At 68.1% G+C, this 21,481-nt stretch carries 18 protein-coding genes; 6 read left to right on the top strand and 12 right to left on the bottom strand.

Annotated elements, in window-relative coordinates; translation table 11 throughout:
* The first annotated feature begins 102 nt into the window (after window positions 1-102).
* From rnr to rlmB, 3 genes are all read left to right on the top strand, one after another.
* Window positions 103-2,565 carry a ribonuclease R gene (gene rnr / locus AC5P6H_RS09895; protein ID WP_445391479.1) on the top strand — a complete coding sequence of 821 codons (2,463 nt, stop codon included), beginning with the start codon at window positions 103-105 and terminating at the stop codon, window positions 2,563-2,565.
* A 124-nt stretch (window positions 2,566-2,689) separates the two neighbouring features.
* Window positions 2,690-3,172 carry a GFA family protein gene (locus AC5P6H_RS09890; RefSeq protein ID WP_445391480.1) on the top strand — a complete coding sequence of 161 codons (483 nt, stop codon included), beginning with the start codon at window positions 2,690-2,692 and terminating at the stop codon, window positions 3,170-3,172.
* Between the two features lie 77 nt (window positions 3,173-3,249).
* Entirely contained in the window at window positions 3,250-3,993 is a 744-nt protein-coding gene (gene rlmB / locus AC5P6H_RS09885; protein WP_005408775.1) for a 23S rRNA (guanosine(2251)-2'-O)-methyltransferase RlmB, read from the top strand.
* A 77-nt stretch (window positions 3,994-4,070) separates the two neighbouring features.
* Here the strand turns inward: rlmB and AC5P6H_RS09880 are convergent, their stop codons facing one another.
* From AC5P6H_RS09880 to AC5P6H_RS09870, 3 genes are read right to left on the bottom strand one after another with little or no spacing between them, the layout of a single operon-like run.
* Window positions 4,071-5,510: a TolC family protein gene (locus AC5P6H_RS09880; RefSeq protein ID WP_495202569.1), complete on the bottom strand. Its 1,440-nt coding sequence runs from the start codon at window positions 5,508-5,510 to the stop codon at window positions 4,071-4,073.
* A complete protein-coding gene (locus tag AC5P6H_RS09875) occupies window positions 5,507-7,465 on the bottom strand; it encodes a MacB family efflux pump subunit (RefSeq protein ID WP_495202568.1) in 1,959 nt (652 codons plus the stop codon). The genes AC5P6H_RS09880 and AC5P6H_RS09875 overlap by 4 nt, the downstream gene beginning before the upstream one ends.
* On the bottom strand, window positions 7,462-8,703 hold the full coding sequence (locus AC5P6H_RS09870) for an efflux RND transporter periplasmic adaptor subunit (RefSeq protein WP_014646531.1): 1,242 nt from the start codon (window positions 8,701-8,703) through the stop codon (window positions 7,462-7,464). Before AC5P6H_RS09870 ends, AC5P6H_RS09875 begins: the two co-directional genes overlap by 4 nt.
* 204 nt (window positions 8,704-8,907) lie before the next feature.
* Between AC5P6H_RS09870 and AC5P6H_RS09865 the strand changes: the two genes are divergently transcribed.
* From AC5P6H_RS09865 to AC5P6H_RS09855, 3 genes are all read left to right on the top strand, one after another.
* On the top strand, window positions 8,908-9,636 hold the full coding sequence (locus AC5P6H_RS09865) for a response regulator (protein ID WP_041863210.1): 729 nt from the start codon (window positions 8,908-8,910) through the stop codon (window positions 9,634-9,636).
* 6 nt (window positions 9,637-9,642) lie between these two features.
* Entirely contained in the window at window positions 9,643-11,052 is a 1,410-nt protein-coding gene (locus AC5P6H_RS09860) for an ATP-binding protein (protein WP_032956880.1), read from the top strand.
* A gap of 176 nt (window positions 11,053-11,228) precedes the next feature.
* The gene (locus AC5P6H_RS09855) at window positions 11,229-14,255 is read left to right on the top strand and encodes a ligand-binding sensor domain-containing diguanylate cyclase (RefSeq protein WP_053495256.1); all 3,027 of its coding nucleotides are present in this window, start codon (window positions 11,229-11,231) and stop codon (window positions 14,253-14,255) included.
* A gap of 162 nt (window positions 14,256-14,417) precedes the next feature.
* Here AC5P6H_RS09855 and rnt read toward each other — a convergent pair whose 3' ends face one another.
* The 9 genes from rnt to pstC form a co-directional block, all read right to left on the bottom strand.
* A complete protein-coding gene (rnt, locus tag AC5P6H_RS09850) occupies window positions 14,418-15,068 on the bottom strand; it encodes a ribonuclease T (RefSeq protein WP_032956522.1) in 651 nt (216 codons plus the stop codon).
* 131 nt (window positions 15,069-15,199) lie between these two features.
* Window positions 15,200-15,721, bottom strand: a complete 522-nt coding sequence (locus AC5P6H_RS09845; RefSeq protein WP_495202567.1) for an HvfX family Cu-binding RiPP maturation protein — start codon at window positions 15,719-15,721, stop codon at window positions 15,200-15,202.
* A gap of 24 nt (window positions 15,722-15,745) precedes the next feature.
* Window positions 15,746-16,501, bottom strand: coding sequence for an HvfC family RiPP maturation protein (locus tag AC5P6H_RS09840; protein ID WP_069117332.1), 756 nt, complete (start codon window positions 16,499-16,501; stop codon window positions 15,746-15,748).
* Complete coding sequence (locus tag AC5P6H_RS09835) at window positions 16,494-17,369, bottom strand: HvfB family MNIO-type RiPP peptide maturase (protein WP_495202566.1); 876 nt, start codon at window positions 17,367-17,369, stop codon at window positions 16,494-16,496. Before AC5P6H_RS09835 ends, AC5P6H_RS09840 begins: the two co-directional genes overlap by 8 nt.
* Window positions 17,356-17,709: an HvfA family oxazolone/thioamide-modified RiPP metallophore gene (locus AC5P6H_RS09830; protein ID WP_495202565.1), complete on the bottom strand. Its 354-nt coding sequence runs from the start codon at window positions 17,707-17,709 to the stop codon at window positions 17,356-17,358. The genes AC5P6H_RS09835 and AC5P6H_RS09830 overlap by 14 nt, the downstream gene beginning before the upstream one ends.
* Window positions 17,710-17,946: 237 nt before the next feature.
* Window positions 17,947-18,654 (bottom strand): phosphate signaling complex protein PhoU, encoded by a 708-nt coding sequence (phoU, locus tag AC5P6H_RS09825; protein WP_495202564.1) that lies wholly within the window; start codon window positions 18,652-18,654, stop codon window positions 17,947-17,949.
* 76 nt (window positions 18,655-18,730) lie between these two features.
* Window positions 18,731-19,561 (bottom strand): phosphate ABC transporter ATP-binding protein PstB, encoded by an 831-nt coding sequence (pstB, locus tag AC5P6H_RS09820; RefSeq protein ID WP_005408788.1) that lies wholly within the window; start codon window positions 19,559-19,561, stop codon window positions 18,731-18,733.
* A gap of 19 nt (window positions 19,562-19,580) precedes the next feature.
* On the bottom strand, window positions 19,581-20,444 hold the full coding sequence (gene pstA / locus AC5P6H_RS09815) for a phosphate ABC transporter permease PstA (RefSeq protein ID WP_014646538.1): 864 nt from the start codon (window positions 20,442-20,444) through the stop codon (window positions 19,581-19,583).
* A complete protein-coding gene (gene pstC / locus AC5P6H_RS09810) occupies window positions 20,444-21,412 on the bottom strand; it encodes a phosphate ABC transporter permease subunit PstC (RefSeq protein ID WP_005412771.1) in 969 nt (322 codons plus the stop codon). Before pstC ends, pstA begins: the two co-directional genes overlap by 1 nt.
* Window positions 21,413-21,481: the final 69 nt, after the last annotated feature.

The following is a 21,481-nucleotide window of genomic DNA, read 5'->3' as shown; positions in this document are numbered from 1 at the left end:
AATCCGCAGGCTGTCAACGACTTCCTGAATATTTTTGACGCGATCGCTTGAAGGCGACCGCTGACCCGTTCTGCACGCCGCCAGCGGCTACCATGTAGGGCGATGACTACCAAAAAACCAAGCAAGGGCGGGAGCAAGTCCCGCAGCCAGGCCCCGAACAAGGGCGCCAAGGCGGGTGCAGCCCGCACCACCAAGCCGGGCAAGCCGCTGCCGGGCTGGTTCCCCGAATTGAATGAAGGCGGTGCACCGCCACGCGGCCGCAAGGTCCGCAGTACCGATGCACCGGGCCCGGCCCCGGGCCGCAAGCTGCCGCCGGCCGGCAAGGTGATCGACGATCCCTATGCCGCCCGCGAAGCGGAGAAGTACGAACAGCCCATCGCCAGCCGCGAGGCCATCCTGGCCCTGCTGGAGCGCTGCGAAGGGCCGCAGACCGCCGAGGAACTGGGCGCGCGCCTGGGCCTGACCGCTCCGGACCGGGCCGAAGCGCTGTCGCGCCGGCTCGGTGCGATGGTCCGCGACGGCCAGCTGGTGCAGAACCGTCGCGGCGGTTTCGCCCCGATCCAGACCCTGAATTTGGTCACCGGTGTGGTGATCGCCAACCCGGAAGGGTTCGGCTTCCTGCGCCCGGTCGAGGGCGGCGACGACCTGTTCCTGCCGCCTTATGAAATGCGCAAGGTCATGCACGGCGACAAGGTGCTGGCCCGCGTGACCGGGATCGATCACCGTGGCCGTCGCGAAGGCAGCATCGCCCGCGTGCTGGAGCGCGGCATGACCCGCCTGATCGGCCGCTTCAGCATCGAGATGGGCATCAACTACGTGGTGCCCGACGACAAGCGCGTGCAGCGCAACGTGCAGGTGCCGCCGGACCAGACCGGTGGCGCGCGCGACGGCCAGCTGGTGGTCTGTGAACTGACCCAGGCGCCGGACAGCCGCCGCCCGCCGATCGGCCGCATCATCGCGGTGCTCGGCGACAAGCTGACCGCGTCGCTGGTGGTGGAGACTGCCATCCATGGCCACGAGCTGCCGTTCGAGTTCCCGCAGGAGGTGCTGGACGAAGCGGCCTCGGTGCCGCTGGTGGTCGAGCCGGCGATGATTGGCGACCGTGTCGACCTGCGCAGCACGCCGCTGGTCACCATCGATGGCGAGGATGCCAAGGACTTCGACGACGCGGTGTACTGCGAGCCGAATGCCGAGGGTTTCCGCCTGGTGGTGGCGATTGCCGACGTCTCGAATTACGTTCGCCCTGGTACGCCGCTGGATGAAGAGGCGCAGAAGCGTGCGACGTCGGTGTACTTCCCGGGCTTCGTGGTGCCGATGCTGCCGGAGACACTGTCCAACGGCATCTGCTCGCTGATGCCGAAGGTCGACCGCATGTGCTTTGTCTGCGACATGCAGATCGACCGCGATGGCCTGGTCACGCATTCGCGCTTCTACGAGGCGGTGATGAACTCGCATGCGCGCCTGACCTACACCCAGGTGTGGAAGGCGGTGGGCGAGGACGATGCCGATACCAAGGCCTGGATGGGCGACCTGCTGCCGCAGGTGCAGCGCCTGCACCAGCTGTACAAGGTGCTGTCCAAGGCACGCGCCAAGCGCGGTGCCATCGAATTCGAAAGCAGTGAAGTGCGCTTCGTGCTGGACAACCGTGGTGAAGTGACCCAGGCCGGCATGCTGGTGCGCAACGACGCGCACAAGCTGATCGAGGAGTGCATGATCGCAGCCAACGTCGAGGCCGCCAGGTACCTGCTGTCGCGCCATGTGCCGGCGCCGTACCGCGTCCACGAGAAGCCGCCGGAAACCAAGTACGCCGACCTGCTGGAATTCCTCAAGGAGTTCAAGCTGAGCCTGCCGCCGTGGTCGAAGGTGCGCCCGGGCGATTACACCAAGCTGCTGAAGAAGATCCGCGACCGCCCCGATGCCACGCTGCTGGAATCGGTGTTGCTGCGCAGCCAGAGCCTGGCGATCTACAGCCCGGAGAATCACGGCCACTTCGGCCTGGCGCTGGAGGCGTACGCGCACTTCACCTCGCCGATCCGCCGTTACCCCGACCTGCTGGTGCACCGTGCGATCAAGCATGCGTTGTCCGGCAAGCCGCTGGACAAGTTCACCTACAACGCGCGCGAAATGGCGGCCCTGGCGCTGCAGTGTTCCGAGCGCGAGCGCCGTGCCGACGAAGCCGAGCGCGAGGTCGACGAGCGTTACCGCGCGGCGTGGATGGAAAAGCACGTGGGCGGCCAGTTCGACGGCGTGATCAGCGGCGTGACCAGCTTCGGCCTGTTCGTGGAACTGGACGAGTCCAAGGTGCAGGGCCTGGTGCATGTGACCCAGCTGCCGCAGGACTATTACAAGTTCGACGCCACCCGCAAAACGCTGACCGGCGAACGCCGCGGCAGCAGCTACCGGCTGGGTGACCGCGTGCGGATCCTGGTGCTGAAGGCCAGCATGGAAGAGCGCAAGATCGACTTCCGCCTGGTCGAGCACAAGGGCGAGGACGAGGGCGATGGCCTGCCGCCGCCGCCGCCCGAGCGGGGCAAGCCGGCCAAGCGCACCAAGAAGAAGTATTGAAAGGTGTGCCGACCAACGGTCGGCACCCACCTCACCCGGTCGGCATCCACCTCACCCGGTAGGTGCCAACCTCACCCGGTAGGTGCCAACCTTGGTTGGCACGACGTTCCGGAGGAACCCCAGCATGCAAGGCCAACCCGAATACAGTGGCGGCTGCCAGTGCGGCGCGGTCCGCTTCCAGGCGCGTGGCGAGCTCACCGACAGCTCGATCTGCCATTGCCGGATGTGCCAGAAGGCGTTCGGTGCCTATTACGCGCCGCTGGTATCCGTGCGCGGCGTGCAGTTCAGCTGGACCCGCGGCCAGCCGCGCTATTTCCAGTCGTCCAACCTGGTGCGGCGTGGTTTCTGCGCCGACTGCGGTACACCCCTGACCTATGAAGCCCCGGATGGCGTGGCCGTGGCTGCCGGCGCCTTCGATGAGCCGGAACGCCTGCCACCGACGATCCAGTACGGGGTGGAGCGCAAGCTGCCGTTCGTCGACAGCCTGTCCGGCCTGCCGGCGCGGCGCACCGAGGACGACGTCGCCGCGCTGGAGTTCCTGGCCACCATCGTCTCCCACCAGCACCCCGACCACGACACCCCGCACTGGCCGCCGCGCAGTCGGTAACGCCCCTCTGCGGCCGGTCGCAGCGCCCGGCCTGCCGATGCTCTACCATAGCCACCCCCTTTCCGGTCCCCGCCCGCATGAGCAAGAACAGCCAGTGGATTGTCGGCGTCAACGCCGTCGCCTCCTCCATCGAGAACGACGCCGAGAACGTCCGCGAAGTGCTGGTCGAGGCCGGTGCGAAGAACCCGCGCCTGACCGAGATCGAAGAGAACGCCCGCCGCAAGGGCATCGATGTGCGCAAGGTGAACAGCCAGGCGCTGGACGGTGTTGGCGGTTCGGTGCGCCACCAGGGCGTGGCCGCGCGCTACGCCGCCGCCCGTACCTACAGCGAGAACGAGCTGGAAGGGCTGGTCACCGCGGCCGAGGGCAAGGCCCTGCTGCTGGTGCTCGACGAGGTGCAGGACCCGCACAACCTCGGCGCCTGCCTGCGCTCGGCCGCTGCCGCCGGGGCGACCGCGGTGATCATCCCGAAGGACAAGTCGGCCACGGTCAATGCCACTGTGCGCAAGACTTCGGCCGGTGCCGCCGACCTGATCCCGGTGGTGGCGGTGACCAACCTCTCGCGCTGCCTGAAGGACCTGCAGAAGCAGGGCGTATGGATCTACGGCCTGGCCGGTGAAGCCACGGCCTCGCTGTACCAGCTGGACCTGAAGGGCAATATCGCGCTGGTGCTGGGCGGCGAAGCCGATGGCCTGCGCCGCCTGACCCGCGAGAACTGCGATGGCCTGGTCAAGATCCCGATGCCGGGCGAGATCGAGAGCCTGAACGTCTCCGTCGCCGCCGGCGTCAGCCTGTTCGAGGCCGTGCGCCAGCGCGGTTGATCGGCCAGCGCGATGTGATCGGGGTCAGATCCCTTTTCCAATGGGAAAAGGGATCTGACCCCGTTTCATGTCCCGCCTCACCCCGCGCTGCCGCCCAACGCCTTGAACAGCGTCACGTCGTTGTTGAGCTGGCCCTGGCGCGCGCGTGCCAGCGACAGTTCGGCATCACGCCGGGTCTGCTGCGCTTCCAGCCAGGTGCGCAGATCGGTGGCACCCACGCGGTAACGCACTTCCTGCGCGCGTTCCACTTCCACCGCTTCGTCGTATGAAGCCTGCGAGGCCGCCACCTGGCGCGCCAGCTGCTCGCGCGCCGACAGTGCGTTGTCCACTTCCGAGAGCGCGGTATACAGCGTCTTGCGGAAGTTGCTGGCGGCGATCTGGTAGGCGGTGCCGGCGATATCGGTATCCAGCTGCGCACGCTGCAGGTTGAGGAACGGCAGCGACAGGCCGGCGCCCAGCGTGGCCACCGGGTTGCGCAGTACGTCGCCCAGCGAGGTCGCGCTGGAACCGAGGCTGCCGGTCAGGCTCAGCGCAGGGTAGTACTGGGTGGCGGTGACCTTGATGGTCTTCAGGCTGTTGCGCAGGCGAAGTTCGGCCGCGCGCAGATCGGGGCGGCGGCCGAGCAGATCGGTCGGCAGGCCTTCGCTGATGGCTGGGCTGCGTGCGCCCAGCAGGTCCTGTGGTTCGTCCTGCTGGGGCCAGGGCGTGCCGTCCAGCAGCACGGTCAGCGCGTTGCGCACCTCCACCCGCTGCTGTTCCAGCGCGCTCTGCGAGGACCGCTGCGACTGCAGGTTCTGCAGTGCCTGGCGCACTTCCAGGCGCGATACCGCACCGGCGTCGAAGCGGGCCTGCACCAGTTCGCGGGTGCGTTCCAGGCGCTCCAGGTTGGCCTGGCCGGTGGCGATCGACTGGTTGAGGTAGGCCAGGTTCCAGTACTGGGTGATGGTGTCGCTGATCACCAGCAGCGCGGTGTTCTGCCGATCTTCCTCGCTGGCCTCGGCTTCCCAGCGGGCGATGTCGCGCTGGGTGCGCAGGCGGCCCCACAGGTCCACTTCCCAACCCAGCGAGACGCCGGTGGAATAGCTGCGGCGCCAATCATCAGACTGGTTGGTGGCGCGGCTGGCGCTGCCGCTCACGCCGGATGACGAGGGCTGCGGCCACAGTGCGTTGCTGGCCAGGCCGGCCTGCAGGCGCGAACGCTGCACGGCCAGGCCGGCGGCGGCCAGATCGCTGTTGGCGGCCAGCGCCTGCGCCACCAGACGGTCCAGGCGTTCATCGCCGAAGCCGGTCCACCAGGTGTCCTGGCGGATGTCGCGGCCCGGTGTATCCAGGCTGCTGCGCGGGTCATCGGCTGGTGCGTTGAGGGTGGCATCGCCACGTCCATACTGCGCCGCCACGGCCGGGTCGTGCACCGGGTAGCGGCCGACCGACGCGCAGCCGGACAGGGCGAGTAGAACGGCACCGGCCAGCAGCAGGTGCCGGGGAGCGGGGAAGGGCAGTCGGGTCATCATCTTCATTCGCGGGCCAGGGCCTCCACCGGGTCGAGCTGCGCGGCGTTGCGCGCTGGCAGGAAGCCGAACGCAACGCCGATCAGGGTCGAGCAGGCAAACGCGGCGACGATCGAGGCGGTGGAGAACAGCACCTGGAAGTCGCTGGCGAAGCGGCCGATCATCGAGCCCAGCAGCAGGGCCAGGCCGATACCGAGCACGCCGCCGAGCAGGCAGACCAGCACCGCTTCGATCAGGAACTGCTGGCGGATATCACTCTGCCGTGCACCGACGGCCATGCGCACCCCGATCTCGCGGGTGCGCTCGGTCACCGATACCAGCATGATGTTCATCACGCCGATGCCACCGACCAGCAACGCGATGGCGGCGATGGCACCGATCAGCAGGGTCATCGTGCGCGTGGTCTGCTCGATGGTCTCGCGGATCTCGGCGCTGTTGCTGAGGAAGAAATCCTCGGTGCCATGGCGCAGGGTCAGCAGGCGGGTGATCGCTTCCTGCGCGGCGTCCATCGGCGTGTCATCGTCCACGCGCACGGTGATGCTGGACACGTGGCTCTGGCCGAGCATGCGCGACATCACCGTGGTGTACGGCACCCACACGCTGAGGCTGGTGCTGCCGCCGAAGCCGAAACTCTGCCGCTTGGCCACGCCGACCACGCGCGCCGGCACGTTGCCGAGCAGGATCACCTGGCCGACCGGGTCGACATCGGGAAAGAACTGGGCCTGGGTGTTCTCGTCGATCACCGCCACCTGGCCCAGGCCCTTGACCGCATCGGCATCGAAGAAGCTGCCGCTGAGCAGGGTCACGCCCTTGACCCGGAAGAACTGCTCGCCAACGCCGCTGACCTGGGCGGTGGACGACTGGTTGCGGTAACGCGCGGTGACCGAAGTCGATACGCTGGGGGTGGCGCTGTCCACGTAGCTCTGCCTTGCCAGTGCATCGGCATCGCTGGCCTTGAGCGTCTGTACGCGCGCCGAGCGCATGTCGCCGAAACCGCGGCCGGGATAGACGTCGATGGTATTGGTGCCGAGCGCGCTGATGTTCTGCAGGATCTGCTGCTGGGAGCCATTGCCCAGCGCCACCACCGAGACCACCGAGGCGATGCCGATGATGATGCCGAGCATGGTCAGGAAGGTTCGCAGCCGATGTGCGTTCATCGCCAGCAGCGCCATGCGGAACGCTTCGGTGAAGCGGTCGCGCGCGGCCCGCCAGCTGTTGCCGTGGGCGACGCCGGTACTGGCCTCGCGCTGCGCACGGTAGGTCGGCGCATTCGGGTTGGCGCGGTCGGCGATGATCTCGCCATCGCGGATTTCGATGATGCGCTGCGCGTGCTCGGCCACGCTCATGTCGTGGGTGACGATGATGATGGTGTGGCCTTCGGCATGCAGTTCGCCGAGGATCGCCATCACTTCCTCGCCGGATTTCGTGTCCAGCGCGCCGGTCGGTTCGTCGGCCAGGATCACCTCGCCGCCGTTCATCAGGGCGCGTGCGATCGACACGCGCTGCTGCTGGCCACCGGACAGCTGGCCCGGCTTGTGATGCATGCGGTCGCTCAGGCCCAGCCGCTGCAGCAGTTGCTCGGCACGCGCGTTGCGCACCGGGCCGGGGCTGCCGGCGTACACCGCCGGCACTTCCACGTTGCCGCGCGCATCCAGGTCGCCGAGCAGGTGGTAGCGCTGGAAGATGAAACCGAAATGCTCGCGGCGCAGTTCGGCCAGTTCGTCCGGTTGCATCTTCCCGGTTTCGCGGCTGGCCACCTGGTAGCTGCCACGGGTGGGACGATCGAGGCAGCCGAGGATGTTCATCAGCGTCGACTTGCCCGAGCCGGACTGGCCGACGATGGCCACCATCTCACCGGCGTGGATGTCGAGATTGACGTCGCGCAGCACGGCGATCACATCATCGCCGGCCGGGAATTCACGTCGCAGGTCGCGCAGGCGCAGCAGCGGCGCCGTCGTGCTCATCGGCGCCCCATGCCCGGGCCGCCAACCCGCATCTGCATGCCGCCGCGGTTGCCGCCGCCGGCGCTGGCACCGGCCGCACCCGCTTCGCCAACCACCACGCGCTCGCCTTCCTTCAGCCCGGACAGGATCTCGGCCGAGGCGCCATTGTTGATGCCCACCGTGACCTTGCGCGGCTGCGGCTGGCCCTTGTCGTCCAGCACCCGCACCATGCGCTCGTCGCCACGGCGCTTCGGCCCCAGCGCCACTGCCGGCACCATCAGCACGCCCTTGGCCTGCTTGAGCAGCACCGAGACCTGCGCGGTCATGTCGATGCGCAGCGTGCCATCCGGGTTCTCCACGTCGAACAGCGCGTTGTAGTAGACCGCGCTGCTGGAACTGGAACTGGAGGAGCTGCTGGAGCTGGATGAATTCTCGTTGGCGATCGAGGCTGGCGCCGGATTGATCTGGCGCAGCGTGGCGTGGTACTTGCGGTCCGGGTCGCCGAGCGTGGTGAAGTACACCGGCATGCCGGCCTTGATCTTGACCACGTCGGCCTCGGAGATCTCCGCATTGACGGTGACCACGTCCAGCCGCGCCAGCATGACGATGGTCGGCGCGGTCTGGTTGGCGTTCACCGTGCGGCCTTCCTCGGCCACCACCGCCACCACGGTGCCGTCCATCGGCGCGGTGATGCGGGTGTAGGCCAGGTTGGCGCGGGCGGTGCCCAGCTCGGTTTCGCGGCCCTTGATCTGCGCCTCGTAGGACTGCAGCTGGGCACGGGCGGTCTTCAGCTGCGCCTCGGCGGCATCGTATTCCTGGCGCGAGGTGGCCTCGGCGGCCAGCATCTGCTGCTGGCGCGCGAATTCCAGTTCGGCCTGGCGCAGGGTGGCCTGCTGGACGGCGCGCTGGGCGGTGACCTGGTCCAGCGAGGCCTGTGCGTTGAGCACCTGGTTCTGCTGGGTGGTGGCGTCGATCTCGGCAATCAGGTCGCCTTCCTTCACGGTGTCGCCCAGCTGCACCTTCAGCGACTTGATCTGGCCCGAGGCCTGCGCACCGACGCTGACCAGCTTGTAGGCATCGATCACGCCGGTGGCGTCCACCGTCTGCTCGATGTCACCGCGGCTGACCGGCGAGGTGGCCACCGCCGGCGCGGCGGGCTTGCGCAGCAGCCACCAGGCGGTCGCGGCGACGATCAGGGCAAGCAGGGCGATCAGTATCAGGCGACTCCGGCGGGTCGCGGGCAGCAGGCGGAACGTCACGTCGTGGCTTCACTCTCGGGGCCGCGCGTGCGGCGTTGGCGGGCATTGTGAAGACCGGGCGATGGACGGCTCAATCCTCGGGGTATGTCTGTATGTAACACTGTCGGTGAATACGCGTAACCACAGGTATCCCGCCCGTGGGTGGATACACTGGTACGCATTGCCCCGGATGCGGTTCAGCTGCCGACACGGGATGATCGCGACATGGAGACTGAAAACCCGATGCATCGACTGCTGATCGTCGACGACGACAACGACATCCGCACGCTGCTGGCCGAGCAGCTCGGCCGCGCCGGTTACCTGGTGAGCACGGCGGCCGATGGCACCGCCATGCGCCAGCTGCTGGACCGCGAGCACGTGGACCTGATCGTGCTCGACCTCAACCTGCCGCGCGAGGATGGCCTGACCCTGTGCCGTGACCTGCGTGCGCGTTCGAACACGCCGGTGATCATGCTGACCGCACGCGCCGAGCCGATCGATCGCGTGCTGGGCCTGGAAATGGGCGCCGATGACTACCTGGCCAAGCCGTTCGAACCGCGCGAGCTGCTGGCACGCATCCGCAACGTGCTGCGCCGGACCGAGGCGCTGCCGGCCAACCTGGAGCCGCTGGCGGTGCGCCGTGCGCGCTTCTCGCGCTGGGTGTTCGACCTGGAGCATCGCCACCTGGTCGATCCGGATGACCGCGTGGTGGTGCTGTCCGGCGCCGAGTTCCGCCTGCTGCGGGTGTTCATCGCGCACGCCAACAAGGTGCTGTCGCGCGAGCAGCTGGTCGCGCTCAGCAGTGGCCGCAACTACGAGGCACAGGACCGCGCGATCGACCTGCAGGTCAGCCGCCTGCGCAACAAGCTGGGCGACGACGGTGGCCCGGACGGACTGATCAAGACCGTGCGCAACGAGGGCTACGTGCTGGCCTCCGCGGTCAACCTGGAATAAGCCGCGATGAAGCGCCTGCGCCATTTCCTGTCCTCGATGGTCGGGCGGTTGTTCGTGATCCTGCTGCTGGGCATGGCGGTGGCTGCGATCGGCGCGACCATGCTGGCCACTTCCAAGCGCCAGCAGGAGTTCGAGCGGCAGAACCTGAACCGCATCGCCGACCGCCTGCAGGGCTACGTCAACCTGCTGGACGGCAATCCGGAGCTGCGCGAGCGCCTGCTGGCGATCGGCGGGCCGAGCGTGCGCGCGCTGCAGCCCGGAGCCCGCCTCGGGCGTGCCGACACGGCGCTGATGGAAGTGCTGGAAGACCGCCCCGGACCGGTGTCGCGCGCGCATGTGCACTTCGCTTCGTTCCGCTCCTGCATTCCCAAGCTGCAGGACCTGCTGCCGCCGCCACCGCCGGGTCACCGGCGGCCGCCGCGCGAACGCGACCCGGCGTTCATCCCGCCCAAGTGCCGCGCGGTGGACGTGACCCTCAACGACGGCACGCTGCTGAAACTGGCGCTGGACTCGCCGGCGGTGGCGCACAACGGCATCCTCGCCGTGGACCCGTGGTTCCTGACCCTGCTGGTGCTGGCGATTGCCGTGCTGGCCTATATCGTTGCGCGCATGGCCAGTGCGCCACTGCAGGAACTGGCCGCCGCTGCCGAGGATCTCGGCGACGATCTGCAGCGCGACCCGTTGCCATTGCGCGGGCCGCGTGAAGTGCAGCGCGCCGCCGAAGCCTTCAACGCCATGCAGCACCGCCTGCAGCGGCACCTGGCCGAACGCACGCAGATGCTGGCGGCGATCACCCATGACCTGCAGACGCCGCTGACCCGGTTGCGCCTGCGCCTGGAGAATGTCAGCGACGAAGCCCTGCGCGAGCGCCTGATCGGTGACCTGGCGGCGATGCAGGCGCTGGTGCGCGAGGGCCTGGAACTGGCCCGCAGTGCCGAGAGTGCCGAGCAGCGCGCCGCACTCGACCTGGATTCACTGCTGGAGAGCATCGTCGAGGACACCGCCGAAGGCGGCGCCGACGTGGTCTTCGAGGGGGGCAGTGGTTCGGTGCTGATGCTGCGTCCGCTGGCCATGCACCGCCTGTTCTCCAACCTGGTGGACAACGCGGTGATGTACGCGCAACGGGCGCGGGTACGGGTCGAGCGCAGCGGCGGTGCGATCACCGTAGTGGTGGCCGATGACGGCCCCGGCCTGGCCGAAGAGCAGCTGGAGGCGGTGTTCGATCCGTTCGTGCGGGTGGAAACCTCGCGTTCGCGCCAGACCGGCGGGGCCGGCCTGGGCCTGACCATCGCCCGCGCCCTGGCCGAGAAGGACGGCGCGCGGCTGTGGCTGCGCAACCGGGCCGAAGGTGGCCTGGAGGCGGTGGTGCAGTGGCCGGCCAGTGCCCAGGTGGTGGCGCCCGGCCGCGCCGGCTGAGCCGGCGGGCCGCGGACGGTGACGCCGGGGCCGGGGTTTGGCCTATCATCTGCCCATCTCCCCAGTCTCCCCTCGATGAGCCAGCCCGTTCCCGCCGGCATGCCAGTGCGCGCTGCCCGGCTGTTCCCGCACGCTGCCGCGCCCTGCAGCCGCACCTGGCCGCCGCTGCTGCGGTGATGGGCGGGCAGGGGGACGAGGGGCGCTGGGTGGAGCGCCGCGCATCAGGATTCAGGCGGGCACTGCGGCAGGGCCTGCTGTGGTTGCTGCTGGCCCTCGCGCTGCCGCTGGCGGCACAGGAGGGCGCGCCCCCGCTGCGCGACTACGCCATCGATGTATGGACCTCGCGCAACGGCCTGCCGCACAACTCGCTGCGCGACATCGCACAGACGCCGGAGGGCCATCTGTGGTTCGCCACCTGGGAAGGGCTGGTGCGCTACAACGGACTGGACTTCACCGTGTTCGACCGCAGTACGCGCCCGGGCCTGCGCGACAACGGCATCGGCGCACTGTTCGTCGACCGCCAGGGTGGGCTGTGGATCAGCGATTCGCGCGGCAACGTCAGCCACCGCGGCAGCGACGGCCAATGGCGGGTCTGGGAGCACCAGGCCGGTACACCGCAGGTGCTGATCCAGTCCATGCAGATGGACAGCCAGGGCCGGCTGTGGCTGCTGTACGAAGGCAAGGGCATCGGCTACCTGACGCCGGATGCCGGCATCGTCTACCAGGCACCGGCGGCGGACCTGCCGATGGCGATGAGCTTCACCAAGCTGGTGGTCGATGCACAGGACCGGGTATGGGTCGGCACGCTCGACGGGCTGGTGCTGCGCGACAACGACGGCGTGCTCAAGCGCGCGCCCGCCGCGTGGGGGCTGGGCGCCGGCAGCGGCCTGTCGTGGCCGTACCGGGCACCGGATGGCGCGCTGTGGATCGTCGCCGGCGAGCGCCTGTACCGGGTGGAGGACGACGAGCTGGTGCTGGTGCACCGCCTGCCGGGCCAGCTGCACATGACCTCGATGCTGCAGGACCGGCATGGCGATCTGTGGCTGGGTACCGAGAACCAGGGCCTGCTGCGCATTTCCGCCCATGGCCTGGAGCGGCTGCCGGCCGGCCTGAACCTGCCGGGCGGACGCGTGGTCAGCCTGCGCGAGGATGCCGAAGGCAGCATCTGGGTGGGAGCCAATGGGGGCCTGTACCGCCTGCGCGAAACACTGTTCAGCAGCTTCACCGAGCGCGATGGGCTCAGTGGCGACTACGTGCGCACGGTGTTCGAGGATCGCGACCGCCAGCTGTGGGTCGGCAGCGCCAGCGGCCTTGACCTCCAGACCCGCGACGGTCGTTTCCGCGCGGTGCCGCTGCACAACCGCGGCGGCAAGGCGCCCTCGGTACTGAGCCTGGCACAGGGGCCGGACGGTGACCTGTGGGTGGGAACCTTCGGCGACGGCGTTTACCGGCTGGGTCGCGATGGGGGCCTGCGCCACAACTATGCTGCGGCTGACGGCATGCCGGGCGGCAACATCCGTGCGATCACCGTTGACCCGCAGGGCGTGGTCTGGGCCGGCACGCAGAAGGGCGTGGTGCGCATCGACGGCGACCGGGTGCAGGTCTCGAACGTGCCGGGCATGCCCGGCGGCCTGATCACCGCGCTCGAGCATGACCACCAGGGCAACCTGTGGATCGGCACCATCGAAGGCATCCGCGTGCTGCGTGGCGACCACGTGCAGTCGATCGACCTGGCCCCGCTGGGGGGCGGCCGCAGCGTGTTCGGTTTCCACCAGCTGGGCGATGCGATGTGGATCAGCAGTGATCGTGGCCTGTACCGCTGGCGCAACGGTGCGCTGGCGCGGGTCGGCCTGGAGCAGGGCATGCCGGTGGACGCGGTGTTCCAGCTGGTGCCGGACCGCCTCGGCAATGTCTGGATCAGCAGCAACCGTGGTGTGCTGCGCACCGACATGGCCACCCTCAATGCGGTGGCCGATGGCCGCACGCCGCGGGTGGTGCTGGAGCGCTACAACGAGATCGACGGCATGGCCAATGCACAGGCCAATGGCAGCTCCAGTCCATCGGCGATCCTGCGCCAGGATGGCACGTTCTGGGTGGTCACCGCCGGTGGCCTGAGCACGGTCGACCCGCAACGCCTGCAGCGTTTCCGCGAGCGGCCATCGCCGCCGGCGGCGATCGAGAGCGTGCAGGTGGATGGTGCGCCGGTGCACTGGGAGGGACCGGATCGCAATTACATTCCCGGTGGCCGCCGGTTGGCGGTGAGCTATGTCGGCCTGAGCTACCTGATGTCCGACCGGATCCGCTACCGCACGCGGCTGGACGGCCTCGATGCCGGCTGGGTCGAGCGTGGCCCGCAGCGCAGCGTCGAGTTCGTTGGCCTGCCGCCGGGCGACTACACCCTGCATGTGGCTGCGGCGCATCCGGGCGGCAGCTGGGGACAACAGGAGGCGGTGTGGAGCTTCAGCGTCGAGCCGTTCTGGTGGCAGCGGCGCAGCGTGCAGGCGCTGGGCGGGCTGTTGCTGCTGGCCGGCCTGGTGGCACTGTACCGCCTGCTGCTGCAGCAGCTGAAGGCCAGCAACCTGCGCCTGGCGCGGCGGGTGGACGACGCGACCTTCGACCTGCAGGCCAAGACCGTGCACCTGCAGGCGCTGAACCAGGAAAAGACCGAGCTGGCCGAACGCCTGGCGCGCCAGGCCGAAGCCTTCGAGCGCCAGGCCCGTGAGGATGCGCTGACCGGGCTGGCCAACCGCCGCGGCTTCGACGAGACGCTGGCGCGTGACTTCGCCCGTTCGCAGCGCAGTGGTCATCCACTGTGCCTGGTGGTGCTGGACATCGACCATTTCAAGGACGTCAACGACCGCCACAGCCACAGCATCGGCGATGCCGTGCTGGTGCAGGTGGCGACGCTGATCGCAGCCGCCAGCCGCGACTCCGACCTGCCGGCGCGAACCGGCGGCGAAGAGTTCGCGCTGCTGCTCAACGACACCCGCCTGGAGGAAGCCGCGCAGCTGTGCGCGCGCCTGCGCGGCCTGTTCCATGACCACCCCGACTGGGCCGGTGTGGAAGGCCTGCGCGTGACCTTCAGTGCGGGGCTGGTGGAGCTGGATGCCGACGACCGCACCCCGGCGCTGCTGTACCAGCGCGCCGACCGCGCGCTGTACCGCGCCAAGAGCGACGGCCGCGATCGCACGAGCATTGGTTGATCGCATCCACGCATGGCGTGGATCTACTGTGCGGCGATTGATTCGCCACCATGCATCGATGGAACGACGTCGGCCTGTAGAGTCGAGCCGTGCTCGACTACCGCGCGACAGCGCGGAAAAAGGTGCAGCCGAGCATGGCTCGGCTCTACAGAAAGCGCTGTCTTACCGCGGCCAGGCGTTGGCGATGGTGCAGAACAGCCGCGCGGTCTGCTCGGTGTCATATACCGCGCTGTGCGCTTCATTCGCATCCCAACCCAGCCCGGCGGCAGTGGCCGCACGCGCCAGCACGGTCTGGCCGTAGGCGATACCGGCCAGGGTGACCGTGTCGAACACGCTGAACGGATGGAACGGGTTGCGCTTGTGGCCGGTCCGCGCCACGGCCGCGTTGACGAAGCCGAGGTCGAAATGGGCGTTGTGGCCAACCAGGATCGCGCGCTGGCAGCCGTACTTCTTCATCGCCGCACGCACCGGAGTGAAGATGTGGTCCAACGCCGCTTTTTCTTCCTTGGCCAGCCGGAACGGATGGTCGAGGATGATGCCGGTCACTTCCAGCGACTTCGGGTCGATCTCCAGGCCCTCGGCCGGGACCACGTGGGCACTGGCGGTCTGGCCGGGGTAGAGCAGGCCGTTCTCGTCCATCTCGATCGGCACCGCAGCGATTTCCAGCAGCGCGTTGCGCTGGCTGTCGAAGCCGCCGGTTTCCACATCCACCACCACCGGCAGGAAGCCGCGGAAGCGTTGTGACATCGCGCGCTGCGCCTGGGGAAGTGCGGAATCGGGAACGGCGGCAGGTGCGGGGATGGGGTCAGTCATGCGTGAATTCTATCAGAGCGGCCCTGAGCGCCCGGCCACGCAGCCCATGCCAGCCACCGTGGTGGCACGAACGCAGAACCCGGTAGGTGCCAACCTTGGTTGGCACATGACGCGCCGACCAAGGTCGGCATCTACCGAACCGCTGGCCGCGCGGGTGTGGCCGAGGGAGACCACCGCGCCAACCAGGCGTCCACGCTCAGCTTGCCGGCGCCGGTGAAGATCAGCGGCAGCAGCATGGCCATGAACAGCACCGGCAGCTTGAAGTTGCCGAAGCCCTGGTCGCTGATCGCATAGCCCATGGCCAGGTCGGCCAGCGAGTTCCACTCCATCGGCCAATGCACCGCATAGGTGGCCACCACGGTCAGCACCAGCAGGCTCGCGGCGGCGAAACGGGTGCCGAAACCGAACAGCAGGCAGGCCGCCCCGAGCAGTTCGAACCAGGTCGCCAGTTGCCAGTTCAGGGTGGCCGGCAACTGGTCGAACGGGAATGGAAAGGCGTCCTGCAGGTCGGCGAACCAGTTCTGGCCGCGCAGCTTCTCGCGGCCGGATTCGAAGAATTCCCAGGCCAGCAGCAGGCGCAGGCCGAGCGGGGCCAACCAGGGGGCGAGACGGTCCAGCTGGTCACGCGCGTCGGCCAGGGTCGGAAGGTTCATCAGGGGATCTCCGCAAATGGGGTGTCAGGGCGGGGCGGTGAGCGGGCCGATCACGCCGGCCTGCAGGAACTGCCGCAGCAGCGCGGCACCGGGGCCGGCCAGCGCGTCTTCGGCCAGCCCATGCGTGGTGGCGAGGCGTTGCAGGTACGTACGGCCTTCCAGCCCAGGCTGTTCACCGATGCTGGACAGCAGGTGCACCGCCAAGGGGCTGAGCGCGGCGAATCGCACTTCACCGTCGGCTTCGCGGCGGACCAGCAGGCCGGTGGGTTCTGGGAGGGGCTGGGTCGGCGCATCCTCTGCACCGAGACGGTGCACCGGCCACTGGTACAGCAGCGGCCACGCCAGCGGCGAACGCTGCAGCGGCACCCGCAGCGGATCGACATCGCCAGGCGCAGGAAGTGGCTCGGCCTGCAACTGGTACAGCGCGGTTTCCACCCACTCGTAGTGGGCCAGTTCGGCCAGCGCCGGGTGCGGCAGCTGCGACTGTGCCTGCAGCCACTGCACGAACTCGGCGGCCAGCTCGGTGAACAGGGGGGTCTGGCAGCGATGGGTGGCGAAGTAGTGGCGCACCAGCGCGCTCCATGCCGGTTCGCCGAGCAGGCGGACGCAGACCGGGAAACCGTTGCTCAGGAGCCCGAGCAGGTTGTTGAACAGCAGGTGCTGGTACACCGCCAACCGGCGTGCATCCAGGCCGGCCGGTGCCGGCACCGCCTGTGGATCGCGCAGGTGCGCGGTGAACGCGTGCTGCTGCGCGCGCAGGGTGTCGATAGCGTCAGCCATGTGCAGCCCCGGCGTGTGCGGCCTGCAGGCGGCGGATGGTCTGCAGTTCGCCCTGCAGTTCCGCATAGGGCGGGAAATTGAAATCGCGTTCGAGCAGGGTGGGGCGTGGGCCGATGCGAGCATAGGTACGCGCCAGCAACTCCCAGACCGGATCAATCACCGCGCTGCCATGGGTATCGATCTTCAGGTCGGGTGCCTCGTCCAGGTGCCCGGCCACGTGCAGGCAGACGATGTGCTGCGCGGGCAGGCCGGCGATGAAGGCATCGGCATCGTAGCCGTGGTTGCAGGCGTTGACGTAGACGTTGTTGACGTCCAGCAGCAGGTCGCAGTCGGCTTCGGCGAGCACCGCATTGGTGAACGCCAGCTCGTCCATCGCCGGTTCCGGCGCCAGGTAGTAGGACACGTTCTCCACCGCGATGCGGCGGCCGAGCAGGTCCTGCACGCGGCGGATGCGCTGCGCGGTATGGCGCACGGCTTCGTCGGTGAAGGGGATCGGCAGCAGGTCGTACAGGTGGCCGTCGTCGCTGCAGTAGCTCAGGTGCTCGCTGTACAGCGGCACGCGGTGCTTTTCGAGGAACCGGCCGACCTGCTCCAGCAGCGGGGTGTCCAGGGCGGCACTGCCGCCCAGCGACAGCGACAGGCCGTGGCAGCTCAGCGGATGGCGGTGTGCCAGTTCGGCCAGGGCATCACCGGCCGGGCCGCCGACATGGATCCAGTTCTCCGGCGCGCATTCCAGGAAGTCGAAGTCGCCTGCCGGAGCGTCACGCAGATCCTGCAGCAGCGCCCGGCGCAGGCCCAACCCTGCAGCCGCCGCGCGAAGCGGCGACTGCGGGTGGACGAGGCTGGCGCGGACGTCAGTGCTTGCCACCGCACTTGCCTTCGCCGCACTTGCCTTCAGCCGACTTCGTGTCGCCGGTCTTGGCCTTGGCGCCCGCTGCGCCGGCAGCCTTGCCCTTGTCGGCACCGCACTTGCCTTCGCCGGTCTTGCCGTCGGCACCACACTTGCCTTCGGCGTGCTTGGTCGCGTCGGCTGCCATCTTGGTATCGGCGGGCTTGGCATCGGTGCTGGCCTTGGCTGCCTGGCCGGCCACCAGGTAGCCCTGGGCGAGGTCGCTCATGCTCAGCGCCGAGGCGCTGGCGGTCATGCCCAGGCCGGCGGCCAGGGCGGTAGCGGTCAGCAGGGACAGGGTCTTGTTGGAACTGCTCATCGGTCTTACTCCTGGGTGGTGGGCAGGTGCCCGGGGTGAATCGATGGTGCAGCGATCCTACTCAACGAATCCTCGCCAAGAACTCAAATTTTCGTGAGATCTGTTACAGAAGCATCCGGCAGGTCCACACCGGGCACGCGTGGCGCCCACAATGCGGATGAAACACCCCAAAAAAGAAGGCCGCTGTCACCAGGACAGCGGCCACCTTGGAGTCGACTCCGGTGTTGCAGTGCAGCGTCAGGGCTGGCCGGTGCTGGAGGTCTCGTCGCGCTTTTCACGCGGTGGCAGCGGCTGCTCGCCATGCACCAGGAACCATACGTTCTCGGCGATGTTGGTGGCGTGGTCGCCCACGCGCTCCAGGTTCTTTGCCATGAACAGCAGGTGCGTGCACGGGGTGATGTTGCGCGGGTCTTCCATCATGTAGGTCAGCAGCTCGCGGAACAGCGCGGTGTACTGCGCGTCCAGGCGGGCGTCGTCCTCGCGCAGTTCCAGCGCGGCATCAGCATCGTTGTCGCGGTAGGCGACAATGGCACGCCGGACCTGCTGCGCGGCCAGGCGGCCCAGTGCACGCAGGCCCTGGATCTGCGGCAGCGGCGGCACCTTGCCCAGCGCGATCGAGCGCTTGGCGACGTTGGCAGCGTAGTCACCGATGCGCTCGATGTCGGCCGGAATGCGCAGGCCGGCAAGGATCTCGCGCAGGTCGCGCGCCATCGGGCCACGCAGCGCCAGGCGCATCACGTCGTGGCTGATCTGCTGTTCCAGCGCATCGATCGCCTCGTCGTTGGCGATGATGCGATGGGCAGCGTTCTCGTCGCGCTTCTCGATCACGTCCATCGACGCTTCGAGCTGGGCGACGGCCATCTCGCCCATGCGCACGATCTCGGCCACCAGGCGCTGCTGCTCTTCGTCGTAGCTCTTGACGATGTGGTCGTTGGGAAGGTTCATGGTTGTTCCACTCTGTAGAGTCGAGCCACGCTCGACTGATGGTGTCTGCAGGGTCGAGCCGTGCTCGACTGACGTTTCAGCCGAAGCGGCCGGTGATGTAGTCCTCGGTCTGCCGCTGCGACGGCTGCGAGAAGATCACTTCGGTGCGGTCGTGCTCGATCAGGTCGCCCAGGTACATGAAGGCGGTGTAGTCGGACACGCGAGCGGCCTGCTGCATGTTGTGGGTGACGATCACGATGGTGTACTCGTGCTTGAGTTCTTCCACCAGCTGCTCGATGCGGCTGGTCGAGATCGGATCCAGCGCCGAGGTCGGCTCGTCCAGCAGCAGCACCGACGGGCGCAGGGCCACGGCACGGGCGATGCACAGGCGCTGCTGCTGGCCGCCGGACAGGCCCAGTGCGCTCTGCCCCAGCTTGTCCTTCACTTCGTCCCACAGCGCGCCCTGGCGCAGCGCCTGCTCGACGCGGTCGGCCATGTCGGCCTTGCTCAGCTTCTCGTGGTGGCGGATGCCGTAGGCCACGTTCTCGAAGATGGTCATCGGGAACGGCACCGGCTTCTGGAACACCATGCCGACCTTGCTGCGCAGGCGGTTCATCGGGTACTTCGGCGACAGGATGTTCTCGCCGTCCAGCAGCACTTCACCGCGCGCTTCCAGCTTCGGGTACAGCGCGTAGATGCGGTTGAAGATGCGCAGCAGGGTCGACTTGCCGCAACCGGAAGGACCGATCAGCGCGGTCACGCGCTTTTCCGGGATTTCCAGGTTGATGCCCTTCAGGGCGTGGAACTTGTCGTAGTAGAAGTCCAGTCCACGCGCAGCCAGCTTCACCGGCGACGGCGTGTGCAGGCTCTCGTGCGAGGACGGCACGGCGATGCGCTGCATCGGCACGGCGTTCGAAAGGTCGTTCATGGCGTTATCCACGGAAAGGTCAGTCATGGGAGATACGGTTGCGCAGCAGGATGCCGCGGGCGGCAAGGCTGACCAGCAATACGAAGACAGTCAGCACCAGGGCACCGGCCCATGCCAGCACCTGCCAGGATTCATACGGGCTGCCGGCGAACTGGTTCATCACCACCGGCACCGAGGCCATCGGCTGGAAGATGTTGTTGTTCCAGTACTGGTTGCCGAAGGCGGTGAACAGCAGCGGTGCGGTCTCGCCGGAGATGCGGGCCAGTGCCAGCAGGATGCCGGTGATGATGCCGGCCGAGGCACTGCGGTACAGCACCTGCACGATCACCTTCCACTGCGGGATGCCCAGCGACAGGGCCGCTTCGCGCATCTGCGAGGGCACCAGGCGCAGCATCTCGTCGGTGGTGCGTACCACCACCGGCAGCACGATGAAGGCCAGCGACAGCGCACCGGCGAACGCCGAGAAGTTGCCGCCGGTCTGCATCACGTACAGGGTGTAGACGAACAGGCCGAGCACGATGGACGGGGCCGACAGCAGGATGTCGTTGACGAAGCGGACCACGGTGCCGGCCTTGCGGGCGTTGCCGTACTCGGCCAGCCAGGTGCCCGCCAATACGCCCAGCGGGGTGCCGATGCCGATCGCCAGCGCACACATCACGGCGCTGCCGAAGAACGCGTTGGCGAGGCCGCCTTCCTGCATCGGCGGCGGCGTCATCTTGGTGAACAGATCCAGGTTGATGCCGGCCAGGCCCTTGGAGGCCAGGGTGAACAGGATCCAGCCCAGGAAGAACAAACCGAACAGCGCGGTGGCGCAGGAGGCGGTGATCGCAACGACATTGCCGATGCGGCGGCGCAGGTACAGGGAGTCAGCGGTGCTGGACATCAGTTGCCCTCCTTGCGGGACAGGCGCATCAGCATCAGGCGGGCGATGGCGAGCACCACGAAGGTGACGATGAAGAGGACGAAGCCGAGCAGCAGCAGGGCCGAACGGTAGGTTTCAGTGGCTTCACCGAAATCGTTGGCGATCAGCGCAGCAATGGTGGTGCCCGGTTCCAGCAGCGACGGCGACAGGCGCACGCTGTTGCCGATCACGAAGGCCACCGCCATCGTCTCGCCGAGGGCGCGGCCGAGGCCGAGGAAGATGCCGCCGATCACCGCCGAGCGGGTGTAGGGCAGCACGATGTCCCAGCTCACTTCCCACTTGGTGGAGCCCAGCGCATAGGCCGATTCCTTCAGGCGGGTCGGCACGGTCAGGAACACTTCGCGCATCACCGAGGAGATGAACGGAATGACCATGATCGCCAGCACGAAACCGGCGGTGAGCATGCCGATGCCCAGCGGCGGGCCCTGGAACATCGGGCCGATGATCGGCCATTCGCCCAGGGTCTCGTTGAGGAACGGCGTGACGTACTCGGTCATCACCGGCACCAGCACGAACAGGCCCCACATGCCGTAGATGATCGAGGGAATGCCGGCCAGCAGTTCGATGGCTGTGCCGACCGGGCCACGCAGCCAGCGTGGTGCGACTTCGGTGAGGAAGAAGGCGATGCCGAAGCTGACCGGCACGGCGATGACCATCGCGATGACGGCGGTGACCAGGGTGCCGTAGATCGGGGCGAGCGCGCCGAACTTGTTTTCGACCGGATTCCAGTCGGCGGAGAAGAAGAAGCTCAGGCCCTGCATCTGCAGGGCATGGCGGCCGCCCCACAGCATCGACAGCGCGGCGCAGGCCAGGGCGATCAGGACGAAGATGACGGTGCCGACCAGCACCCATCGGAACAGTTTGTCGTTGCGGGCATCACGCGCATCACGCGTGGACGGGGCGGCTACAGGCTGGGCGATGGCATTCATGGGGACGGCAGGGCCAGGAAGGGGCGGGGCGGCACGGCGTGGAAGCGGTGCCCGCGCGGGGCGGGCACC

Source organism: Stenotrophomonas sp. YJH_SMC_110, from assembly GCF_059369255.1.
Note: the sequence above shows the minus strand (reverse complement) of the source record. Positions and strands in the feature narration are given on the sequence as shown.